Origin of the sequence: uncultured Campylobacter sp. (genome assembly GCF_938002845.1) — a bacterium.
Lineage (GTDB): Bacteria > Campylobacterota > Campylobacteria > Campylobacterales > Campylobacteraceae > Campylobacter_B.
In genome coordinates, this window is sequence record NZ_CALKZP010000046.1 from 1 (window position 1) to 11,189 (window position 11,189).

Sequence of the window (11,189 nt, forward strand, 5' to 3'; positions counted from 1 at the left end):
AGCGCAACCTTGCCATGGTTGATGTCGCGAGTTCGACTCTCGTTTCCCGCTCCATTTTACATTCTGTTTTTGTATTAAACGTGCCCGGATGGCGGAATCGGTAGACGCAAGGGACTTAAAATCCCTCGGAATTTTTTCCGTGCCGGTTCAAGTCCGGCTCCGGGCACCACCTAATAAGCCGGCGTGGCGACATAGCCAAGTGGTAAGGCATGAGCCTGCAAAGCTTTGATCCCCGGTTCGAATCCGGGTGTCGCCTCCAGATCCTAAAAAGGAGTTATTATGAGATACATACTAGCGGCTCTTTTGGCATTGATGGTTTTTAGCGGGTGCTCTAATACTTGGCACGGCGTAAAAGAGGACTCACACAATGCGGCTCAATGGACCAAAGAAAAGGTTCACAACGGCGCCGAGTGGGTCGGAGAAAAAACCGAATAAATTCTACGCGTAGGTCCCAACCTGCGCGAACTTTCGGCGGGGTCCACCCGCCCTTAATCGGGAGATGGCTGAGCGGTCGAAAGCGGCGGTCTTGAAAACCGTTGAGGTGAAAGCCTCCTGGGGTTCGAATCCCTATCTCCCGGCCATTTTAATCTAATCTGAAACTCCCTTTTAACTTCAAAAAATTCACATTTTATTTATACTAATTTTCATTTAATGCTCTTTAGGCTAAAATTTTATCTTGCAGCAAACGGCAGTTTGCGGCGGTGCCTTTATAGATGAGAAACAGAATAGCATACGGCGAAGATGCCAAGATTGCGCGTTAGTGGCTTGTTTGATCGATACGCGCTAAAACAGCGCGTAGCGAGAATAGGGCGATGTAAAATTAAATGTTCGTCCGTCTCGCTATGAAAGCGTGTGGGCTCTGTTGCGGAATTTGGCTATAGAATTTCAAAGCTTAGTAGCCCGCCGCGCTTGGCGTAAAATTTTAAAATTTACCGATTCGCGCTTTTTAAATTTAGCCCTGGTGCAAGTAAATTTTAAAATTTGCGTCCGCGCCGCTATGCTGTCGCGCCGCCGCGCAGATAAATATCAATGCATTTGCCGATTTGGGCGATGCACAAAATGAGAGTAGCTGCTCGGTATGGGGCCAGAGCCGGTAAGCTTGCGAAGCGGACCGGGGTTGGCACAGCAAACAGGTGAGTAGCCAAGTTAAAAGTAAGCGAGCCTAAGAGATATCGCAGGCTGACGGGTCGAAGCGAGCAAATCTAAAAAATAGCGCAGAATAGCGCAGGCGGGCAGCTTGATAGGGCGAAAGAGAAAAATCTGTCGAAATATCTACGAGGCGGAATTTTACTAGAAATAAATGAAAGGCTTAAATGCGAAAAATTTTACTATTTTTACTGCTTTGTGCGGGAGCTTTTGCGCTTGAGTGGGACGGAGCCGTCCTGCGGGGGGCGCTGCCAAACGGGCTTAAATACTATATTTTAGAAAATTCCGTGCCTAAAAATTCCGCCGTTTTCTATCTAATCGTGGATGCGGGCTCGATCGACGAGGACCCTAATGAGCGCGGGCTTGTGCACTTTATCGAGCATATGTCCTTTAACGGAAGTCGCGATTTTAGCAAAAACGAGCTTATCAAAAAGCTACAGAGCCTGGGCGTGAAATTCGGCGCCGACGTAAATGCGCAGACGGGCTACGACAGCACGATCTACACGCTTAACATTGCCGTTAGCGAAGAAAATTTAAAGGACGTTTTTAAAATTTTTGCTTCAATTGCGGACGGAGTGGAGTTTAATCCGCTTGAGCTCGTAAAAGAAAGAGGCGTCATAATCGAGGAGGCGCGCAGTCGCGATACGCCTATCGCGAGGCTTTACGAGCGGATGGATGAGGAGCTTTACGGCGGCAGCGCGTATTTTGATCGCGCGCCGATCGGCGATATGGCGGTCGTAAAATCCGTAAGCGCGCAGCGGATCAAGGAGCTTTATCAAAAAATTTACCAGCCCAGGTCTATGAAATTTATAGCCGTGGGCGATTTTAAAAGGGATAAAATTTTAAAACTGCTAGAGCAAAATTTTTTGCCTCTTAAAAATACAAGCTCCTACGCCCGCCTGGATATGGGCATTCCGCCGAGACAGGGTTTGAAAATTTACAATTACGATACGAACGAAACGTCGCTAAATTCCGTTAAAATTTCATTTTGGGAGGAATTCGCGCCCCCAAATAGCGAGGCGAATGAGAGAAAAATTTTAAAAACCGAGCTTATCTCAAGCCTTATTTCTACGATTTATGAGCGAGCGAAGGCTAGCGAAGGCGCGCTTCTGCGCGTTAATTTTTCCAGATCGAATTTGCAGTTTCAAAAAACGATCTATAACTTCGACGTCGCCGTTTTGGGCGGAGATTTTGACGGTGCGATCTCGCAAGCGCTCGGGCTAATCAAAGGCTTGCGAGATAACGGCTTTGATGAGCGCGATTTCGCCCTTGCGAAGGATGCTTTGATCAGCTCGCGGCACAGCGCCTTCGAGCGCAAAAAAAGCGCAAATTCCGCGTTTTTTGCAAGAGAGATTCTTCATGCCGTAAAATCAGGAGCCGTCCTGCCTAGCGCCGCAAAACAGCGTGATTTGGAAATAAAGCTGCTCCGCGAGATCAGCCTGGAGGAGCTAAATTTAGAATTTAGGCGCCTTACGGATCTGGGCGAGGTGCATGCAAGCGTCTTTAGCGGCTCCGGATATAATCTTAATGAGGCTAAATTTAAAAAGCTGCAAAGCGGCGCTAAGGCGATAAATACGCATGCCGCGTATAAAAAGCTACCGGGTAGCTTGGTTTCTAAAAACCTACCTGAGGGCAAAATTTTAAGCAAAAGCTTTGAGCCGCGATTTAAATTTTATACCTACCTGCTTGAAAATAACGCGACCGTGATCTTAAAGCCGCTTAAGACGCGCAAGGATTTCATCTCGTTCGCCGCGGTAAGTAGAGGCGGAATGTCCAATCTGGCGCATCCGGGGCTTGGCAGTTTTGCCGCGATGCTTGCAAACGAAAGCGGCGCGGGCGAGTTTAACAATTATGAAATTTCGCAAATTTTAAGCGGGCGGCAGGTGAATTACCGCAAAAATATCTCCGCATTCTCGCACGGATTTTATGGAAGCTGCGGCTCGCAGGATCTAAAATGGCTGCTGGAAGCGATAAACTTAGAGCTTAGCTCTCCGCGCGTAGACGAGAAAGCGCTGCAAAATTTAAAGATCAAATCGCTCGACGAGCTTGCGCGAAACGAGAAGCTGCCCGGATATAAATTTAGCAGGGAATTTAGTGAGTTTTTTTATGGCGGCAATGCGCGAATGCGCCCGCTAAGCGCCGCGCAGATCAAAGCTCTTAACGCGGAGGAGTTAAAAAAGATTATCTATGATAAATTTAGCAACGCCGCATCCTACACTTTCGTACTTAGCGGCGATTTTGAGTTAAAAGACGCCGAAGCCCTCATAAAAAAATATCTGGCGAACCTGCCCGCTCGCGGCGAACGCGAGGATTTTAAAGATGACGGAATTCGCAGCTTAAGCGGGCGGCACGTTTTTATGCGCAACTATCAAAACTCTCCTAGAAGCGACGTCGCGCTTACCGCGATAAATAGATCCGCTCCGCATTCGCTTGAAAATGCGATAAAAATTTCCGCCCTAGCTTCGGTACTTCAGGAAGCACTTAGAGAGCGCATAAGAGAGGATGAGGGGCGCACTTACGGCTTTTCGGTCGCTTCGAGTCTAAGCCGCATCCCGTACGAGCACTCTAGCCTTCATATTTCGTTTTCCTGCGCGCCGCAAAATACGGATCAAATTCTATCCGCAATTAGAGAAATTTTTGCAGAAATCGCAGGTGGCGGATCGGACGTAGCGCGACATCTTGAAAATTTTAAAAAATCTCAGATCATCACGGCTCGCACCGCTCGCGAAAGCCCCGAGTTTTGGAACGATGCGCTCGTAAAATACGCGCTTTGGAATGAGGAGATCGCCGATTTTAAGACCTTTGAAACGATCGTAAATTCCATCTCGCCGAAGGATATCGCGGAGGCGGCGCAGACCTATATTTTTGACACCGATGAAACCGTGAGGATAAACGCGCCGAAATTTTAACAGGCTAGGCGCATCTAAATTTTGCTCGTTAAATTTACTAGCCGCGTTTAAATTTAACGGCGCTTGCACGGCAAATTTCGGCGCCGCAAATTTATGTGCTTTAAAAATATACCCAAGAATAAAACTCAATTAAGCCCATCTGTACCGTGCATAGATTTTAGATAAATTTTATTTTGGAATAGATTTATCTCGCCGATATACCGCTATTTTATTACATTTTTTCTATTGTTTGCATAAGTCGTATAATTGTTATCACTTTTATTGAAATTTAAAATATTATTGGCTAAATTTCCTCAGTCTTAATTTTTATTTTCAAAAAAGGAGAAAAAATGATTGTCGATTTTTGGGCCTGTAATCCATGTGAAAGCGGCGCAGGCCGCAATTATTCCGCTTCCATAAAAGGCGAGAAATCCACTCAAAATCGCTGCGGGGGGGGGCTTGCACGCTCCTTAATAGTCGCGGCGTGTCTTTGTGGTCTAAGCGTCGCGCAGGATTCGTCTGAAAATAACGCAACAAGAAGCGTTGCTACCAAAGAAAATCCAGGCGCGCAGAGTTCCACTGCGACGATAAATAGTTATAAATTCCCCGAAATAGTCGTCGTCGGTAACATCGACTCGAGCCTGACGAGCGTCGGCGATAGCTATGGCGGTACGCAAAAAATAAGCAGGACGATGATCGAGTCGATGCCTAGCGGCAACGGCGACTTCGTGCAGCTTTTGCGTACCAATCCAAATGTGCAATTCAGCTCCACAAACCGCCAGAGCACGACGCTAGGCGAGATCAGCCCCGCAAATATCAGTATCAACGGCGCGAAGTATTGGCAAAACAACTTTATGCTTGACGGCGCGAATATGAATAACGATCTTGATCCCGCTAGAAATCCGGGCGGCAATCCTACGCGCTTTTCGGCGTTTGATACGATGAATTCCGTCTCGCAAGGTATGGCGATCGATAGCGATTTTTTACGGAGCGTCGAGGTGCACGATAGCGGCGTCTCCGCCAAATACGGCGGATTTACCGGCGGCGTGGTGGAGGCTAAGACGCGAGATCCGCGTGCGGGCTTTCACGGCAAGTTTTCGATGCAGCACACCGAGGATAGTTGGACTAGATACCATATCTACGGCGATGAACAGAGCTTTGAAAACTCCGCTACTCCGTTAAATCAGCCGAGATTCGATAAGTGGATCACTAGGTTAAATTTAGAGGGCACCGTTACCGAGGATCTGGGCTTGATGTTCGGCTACACAAATACTAGAAGTAAAATTCCGCTCAAGGCCTACGACAGAAGATACAACGCCGATACGACCATCACCGAGCGAGTTCAGAGGCGAAATATAGACAACTACTTCCTAAAAGCGCTTTGGTATGCAAGCGACCGCCTAACTATCACGCCGAGCGTAACTTATGCGCCCGAGCGAAGCAAGATGTTTAACGACCACATCAAGGACTCCTACGCCGATATGAAATCTGGCGGTTTAAATTTAGCGCTTAAAACCGACTACGATGGCGATTTTGCTAGATTTAATCAAATTTTATCTTACAGCAAACTCGAGAGCTCTCGCGATGCGGAGAATGAATATTACAGGGCTTGGCAATACTCAAACGTAAAAAATTGGGGTAGTAAAATTTACGATGCTTCGGCGATAGAGGGCGGCTTTGGGGATCTCGATCAGACGCAAAAGAGCCTTTCATACAACGCAGATCTAGAGTTTAACGAATTTGATCTAGGCGGCAGCAGGCATAGATTTATCACGGGCTTTGAGTTTAAAAAGCAAGAGGCTAAATTTAACGTAAAAAAGGAGTTTATGACCGCCAGCGGAATAGCACCGCTACCTGCGGGCGTAAATGCTTGCGATCCGAATGACGAGCTCTGCTCTATAGATGATTCTTTTGCGAGGCGCGGTAGTAGCGGTCAGTTTTTTACGCGAAAAAGCTATTACAAGGGCAATACCAAGGTGGATATGAAGAGCTTGGCGGTTTATCTGGAGGATGAGATAAAAATCAATGATCTTACCTTGCGACCGGGCGTAAGATTAAGTAGGGACGATTATATGAAGCAAACGACCGTAGCGCCGAGATTTAATAGCTACTACGATATTTTTGGCGACGGCGATTCTATTCTTAGCTTCGGTGCAAACCGCTACTACGGGCGCAATCTCTTTACCTACAAATTAAGAGAGGGTCGAGAGGGCCTCGCCACTACCTACACGCGTCCGCGCAATGCCTATACTCAAAACTGGACGCAACTGCCAAAAGACCCATCTCTAACGAAATTTAACGAGCTAAGGGTGCCTTATGAGGATGAGCTGGTATTCGGGGCAAAGCAAAAGCTTGGGAATTTCGAGTTTTTCGGCAAATACGTAAGCCGCAAGGGCAGGGATCAGATCATCAAATCTACGCGAAGAGATCTAGGTCTAGCGCCGGATCCGAACTACCAAAGCAACTACCAGACCTTCACCAACGACGGCAGAAGCGAGAATAAAATTTTAACCTTCGGCGTTAAAACGATCGATGATTACGAGGCTTTCGGTACGCTAAACGGCTTTGAGCTGGGCTTTGAGCATATCAGGATGAAGACCAATAACACCATCTACGATGAGAAGCTTGATAGAGAAACGCTTGAAGATGAAAAAATCGTCGAATACGACGGGAAGTTGATGAGGTTATCGGAGCTTCCGGCGCAGGACTATGCGAGACCTTGGACAGCGAGCCTAAATATTATCACTAAAATTCCAAGCTACGGCATCAGCGTAAATAACTTCTTCTCGTTTAAAGGCTCGCAAGAGGCGATCGCCCGCACGGGCAAGACGCCCGCAGGCAAGTATCCGGCCAGATACGACAAATACGAAAAGGTCAATCTCGGCAAAAGCTACAGCTGGGATGCGCGCATCGGATACGCTAAAAAGATGGCGGGCGAGGTGGAATTTTTTACGAATTTAGATATCTACAACGTCCTAAATAGGCGCAACAAAGCAGGGCTTAGCAGCAATACTTCGCTCGATCTAGTCTATGAGGCGGGCAGGCAGTTTTGGCTGGAAGCGGGCATTCGGTGGTAGCGTAAGCTAAATTTGCGGAGCTTTTGAAATCCACGGCTCCGCAAAGTTTCGTGAAATTTTTTGAAATTCACGGCGTTTTGCGAAATTTCAAATTTCACGCCGTGCTCCTTAAAATTCCGCATCGCGCACTGTAAAATTTTAGCGTGCGCATCGTATGATTTAACATATGTGCCGCAAAATTTTAACGCACGCGAAATTATTAAATTTGCGCCCAAATTTAAGTTGAACCAATTTAGGAAGCCGAAACGGCGTTTTAAATTTTAACGCCGATATCGCTTAATAGGCTCTTTCATTGAAATATCACAAACTGCCTTTTAAATTTTGACGGGCTAATATGTCGATGATTTAAGAGATAATAGCAAACCCTTTCAAAGTCCTCCCCGCTCATCATAAAACTGATAAATTCGCCCTTGCCGTCATAGATGATCAAAGTATCGATCGCACGAAAGCTAAATTTCCCCTCCGTGATCTTTGAAAAAATCAGTTTGGCGATGAAAAACGGCAAAACCAATACCGCCGCGCTCATAATAAAAATTACAAATCCTCTAAAGCTCTGTAAAAATCCAGCGAACGCAACGCTTATCACGATGAACGAAAACACAATACCGATGGAATTTCTAGCGGGCACGATATGTCCGAATAGCGGCGTGGCGGTGAGCTTTATGAGCGATATCTCATCAAATTTTATAGATTTCGTGATTTTGCCTTTATTTACGTAGTTGATACTCCTGTTCGTCAAATGCACAAGGCGCGTATGGGCGCTGTTTAGATACGATATGACGGCGAATACTACAGGAACAAACGGCGTATAGTATGGAAAAATATCCCCTATATACAGAAACACCGGTACCGCCAAGGGAGCGAAGAATAGATTATAAATAAAGAATACTATTATGTTGTAGTCTTTGACGATGAGGGGTTTATTGTAAAATTGCGGTGAATTTTGGCGCTCGGCCCTGTTTTGTTCGGATTGCGATTTTTGCGGCTCATCGTTAAAATTTTTCATTAAATTTTTTGCTCCCGTTTTAAAATTTTATCGCTAGCGGCTCGGGCGCTTTGCGGCGCTAAATTTGCCGTTCGCGCCGCATGCTTTAGCGACGCTATTCCAAGCAGAGCCTGCTTGCGTCCTTTCAAAATTTTATTTCGTTGAAATTTATCAGCGCCGCGTATCGGTACCGCATGCGCTTACCGCGCCGCCGCATGAAATTTCGAGTTCTTACGGCTCGAAATCAAAGTAGTAAAAATCATTCGTCTCGCTCCAGAGCTCTTTTAACGAGCGCCCGTCTATCTGCGGCACGGCGTAGAGCTCCCGCAGCGTGGCGAAATACCGCTCGCCGCTTGCATTTGCACCCGCCTCGTCCGCGCATCTTTGAAACGAGCAGCGATCGGCGTAGACGATGATCAAGTATTGCGCGCCGCGCAGGCGAAAGCTAAGCTCGGGCTCGCCGCCCTCAAGGACGCATTTTAGCAGCATTTGCTCTATGGTTTCAAATGAGTATTTCGGCATTTCGCTCCGATCTTAAAATTTTATCGCCGCCGCCGCATATCGCGAGCGGTTTTACTCCGCCAAAAACCCGAAGCGCTCGATCATATCCAAAAGCATATCGGCTCTGCAAATTTCATCGTCCAGCAGATCGTCGTATTGATCTCGCAGTCGCTCGGCGTCCTGCGCCACGGGCTCTAAATACTTTCTAGCCTGCGCGGGTTCGCCCTTCATTACGTAGTATTCGCCCAAGATCACGCGAGCTCGCGTCTTGATAACCTCGTCGCCTTCGCTCTCAAGTGCCGCTTTTAGGCTCTGCACGCCGCCCTCCTCAAGCCCTCGCGAGAGCTGCGTTACCTTCTGTAAAGCTTCGCATCCATTTTCGCTCCTTTGCAAAATTTTATTTAAAATAATAGAACAAATTTCCGCCGTACTTAAGATCCACGAACTCCTTACTGTCAAAATAGAGCTTAAATTTCATGTGGCTCAGGTATTTGGCGTCCCGCGCTTTCTCTATAAAATTTCTTATCAGCCGCTCTATTTTTTCGCCACCTTCGCGGCGCGCCGCGTCCTGCCTCGTGAAATAAAAAACTACGGGCGCGTCGGAGACCGCCGCGATATACCAAATTTTAAGCGGCGCTAAAAGCTCGTTTCGGTTTCGCAGCAGCTCCTCTACCGCGCCTTGGATCAGATCGGTGCGGATCTGCGACTCGAAGGACTCGACCGAGATATAAAAATTCCTTAGCCCGTTTAGTTTCTCGAAAAGCGGCGTGCGGGCGAGGTAGCGCTCGATGCACTTTTTATCGGTGATTTTTGCGGCGTCTTTATCGAAGCGAAGCACGGATCTTAAGCCACGCCGAGTTCTTGCCCGCGCCGTAAAACGCGCTAATCGCTCGAGTTTTAAATTTAGCGTCTATGAACTCTATCAGACCCCTGACGTTTTCACTATTTTCGACTTTGCCCTCTATGATCTCTTTGCAGCGCCTGCTCTGATACGGGCTTAGATCGCAAAACATCGCGTGCCTTTAAATTTAAAGCTAAATTTACTCTGCGCTATAAGCCTGTAGCATATCGAAAGTCGGAGCGAAAAAGAGCGCGCCCGTCTTTGCCGTGCTAAAATCTAGCAGCCGGTCGTAGTTGCCCCGCGGACGACCGATAAACATACTCTCAAGCATCAGCTCCAGCGTGCTAAAGGTACTTGCGTAGGCGATGAAGTAGGTTCCCGTCTCGCCGCCTTGCACAAACGGCATATTGTCGCGCACGACCTTTTTATCGTCGCCGACATTGGCTGCGGCGGAGTGCGAGTTGCTGGGCTTTATCTCCTCGCTCATTTCGATGTCGTTTTGTTTGCTGCGCCCGATGACGCGCTCCTGCTCGGCGACGCCCGCGGCGTTCCATGCGCTCATATCGTGGATATATTTCTGCACGAAAAGGTAGCTGCCGCCCTTATACGCCGCATCCTCGTCGCCTACCTTGGCGAAAAAGTCGCGATCTGCGCCCTGCGGGTTTTCGGTGCCGTCCACAAAGCCGATGATGGCGCGCCCGTCGTAGTATTTAAAGCCGCAGATCTCCTCCTCGCACGTCGCGACGTCCTTTAGCGCGGCTCTGATCTCGCTTGCCATATCGTAGCAAATGGCTTGACTCCCCGCTCTGATGTGGATATGGATATCGCCTCCGGTAGCGGGCGCAGCGTGTTTATCGCCCCTAATCTCTTCGAAATTTTTTAGCTCCTTCGGCAAAGGCTTCGGCAAGCCGAGCATTTTCCACGCCTCAAAACCCACGCCGAGCACGCAGCTTGTTTCACTAGCCGCACCGAATCTCGTAACGGCGGTTTTGTTTAAATTTATCACCAGAGCGCAAAGACCCTCGAAAGCCTTTTTGCAGGCGGTTTTGCCTGCGTTAAAGCGCCAGATCATAAACACGGTGTTGTTGCCGGGCGCGTCGGTTACGTTTTGGGATTTGACATGCGCACAGGCGCAACTTTTTTCTTCACTCATTTTTCTCTCCTTCAAAGTAAAATTTAAAAGGAATTTTAGCGCAATATCGGTAAATATTGGGCGTAGAGATAGAATTTAGGCGGCTTTCGGGTTTGATTTTCGGCGGAGGAAATTTTGTCTTTGATCGTTAAATTTACGGCGCGATGGAATTTTGGCTTTAAATTTATAAAATTTACGCCGAGTTGAAAAGCGAAATTTCAGAGCTTTGCGGGGATGAAATTTTAAAGTAGTGGCAGATGGGAAGGGATTCGAACCCTCGAAAGCTTGCACTTTACACGCGTTCCAGGCGTGCTCCTTCAACCGCTCGGACACCCATCTAAATTAAAAGTCGCGATTATAGCGAAAATCTAAAATTTTGCCAAATTCCGTTTTGGCGCGCAATCCGTTTTGCCTTTAAATTTAAAACTCGGCGCTTGAAATTCTATCGCAATGCTTGGAATTTTTCTGCAGCGATTAGAATTCCGCCGTGCTGCTTGGAAATTTTACCGCAGCGCTTGAAATTCTACCGCGCCGCTAAGCCAAGCCGCTTTGCGCTTCTTAGCCGAGCGCGATTTTATCTTGCTGCGGCTATTTTAAAATTTAGATTATCTTTGAAATT

9 protein-coding genes and 4 tRNA genes are annotated in these 11,189 nt (G+C 47.5%); 6 read left to right on the forward strand and 7 right to left on the reverse strand.

The genetic code is table 11. The features are described 5' to 3' along the window. Positions 1-82: 82 nt before the first annotated feature. The 6 genes from Q0224_RS06560 (at position 83) to Q0224_RS06585 (ending at position 7,111) form a co-directional block, all read left to right on the forward strand. Positions 83-169 (forward strand) — tRNA-Leu (locus Q0224_RS06560). Between the two features lie 16 nt (positions 170-185). After that, positions 186-259, forward strand: a tRNA-Cys gene (locus Q0224_RS06565). Between the two features lie 20 nt (positions 260-279). After that, positions 280-435, forward strand: coding sequence for a hypothetical protein (locus Q0224_RS06570; RefSeq protein WP_177387338.1), 156 nt, complete (start codon positions 280-282; stop codon positions 433-435). Positions 436-493: 58 nt separating this feature from the next. After that, positions 494-581: transfer RNA gene (locus Q0224_RS06575), tRNA-Ser, on the forward strand. A gap of 732 nt (positions 582-1,313) precedes the next feature. Then, complete coding sequence (locus Q0224_RS06580; protein ID WP_297950018.1) at positions 1,314-4,055, forward strand: insulinase family protein; 2,742 nt, start codon at positions 1,314-1,316, stop codon at positions 4,053-4,055. A 329-nt stretch (positions 4,056-4,384) separates the two neighbouring features. Continuing rightward, positions 4,385-7,111 carry a TonB-dependent receptor plug domain-containing protein gene (locus tag Q0224_RS06585; RefSeq protein ID WP_297950021.1) on the forward strand — a complete coding sequence of 909 codons (2,727 nt, stop codon included), beginning with the start codon at positions 4,385-4,387 and terminating at the stop codon, positions 7,109-7,111. A gap of 289 nt (positions 7,112-7,400) precedes the next feature. On the opposite strand, the gene Q0224_RS06590 is transcribed toward Q0224_RS06585, so the two are convergent. From Q0224_RS06590 to Q0224_RS06620, 7 genes are all read right to left on the reverse strand, one after another. Then, a complete protein-coding gene (locus tag Q0224_RS06590; RefSeq protein ID WP_297950023.1) occupies positions 7,401-8,117 on the reverse strand; it encodes a hypothetical protein in 717 nt (238 codons plus the stop codon). A gap of 210 nt (positions 8,118-8,327) precedes the next feature. Beyond that, positions 8,328-8,618, reverse strand: coding sequence for a hypothetical protein (locus tag Q0224_RS06595; RefSeq protein ID WP_297950025.1), 291 nt, complete (start codon positions 8,616-8,618; stop codon positions 8,328-8,330). A gap of 51 nt (positions 8,619-8,669) precedes the next feature. Further along, positions 8,670-8,990 carry a hypothetical protein gene (locus Q0224_RS06600; protein ID WP_297950027.1) on the reverse strand — a complete coding sequence of 107 codons (321 nt, stop codon included), beginning with the start codon at positions 8,988-8,990 and terminating at the stop codon, positions 8,670-8,672. A gap of 4 nt (positions 8,991-8,994) precedes the next feature. Continuing rightward, positions 8,995-9,435, reverse strand: a complete 441-nt coding sequence (locus Q0224_RS06605) for a hypothetical protein (RefSeq protein ID WP_297950029.1) — start codon at positions 9,433-9,435, stop codon at positions 8,995-8,997. Beyond that, positions 9,419-9,610, reverse strand: a complete 192-nt coding sequence (locus Q0224_RS06610; protein WP_297950032.1) for a hypothetical protein — start codon at positions 9,608-9,610, stop codon at positions 9,419-9,421. The genes Q0224_RS06605 and Q0224_RS06610 overlap by 17 nt, the downstream gene beginning before the upstream one ends. Positions 9,611-9,637: 27 nt before the next feature. After that, positions 9,638-10,591: a Dyp-type peroxidase gene (locus Q0224_RS06615; RefSeq protein ID WP_297950034.1), complete on the reverse strand. Its 954-nt coding sequence runs from the start codon at positions 10,589-10,591 to the stop codon at positions 9,638-9,640. A 230-nt stretch (positions 10,592-10,821) separates the two neighbouring features. After that, positions 10,822-10,909: transfer RNA gene (locus Q0224_RS06620), tRNA-Ser, on the reverse strand. Positions 10,910-11,189: the final 280 nt, after the last annotated feature.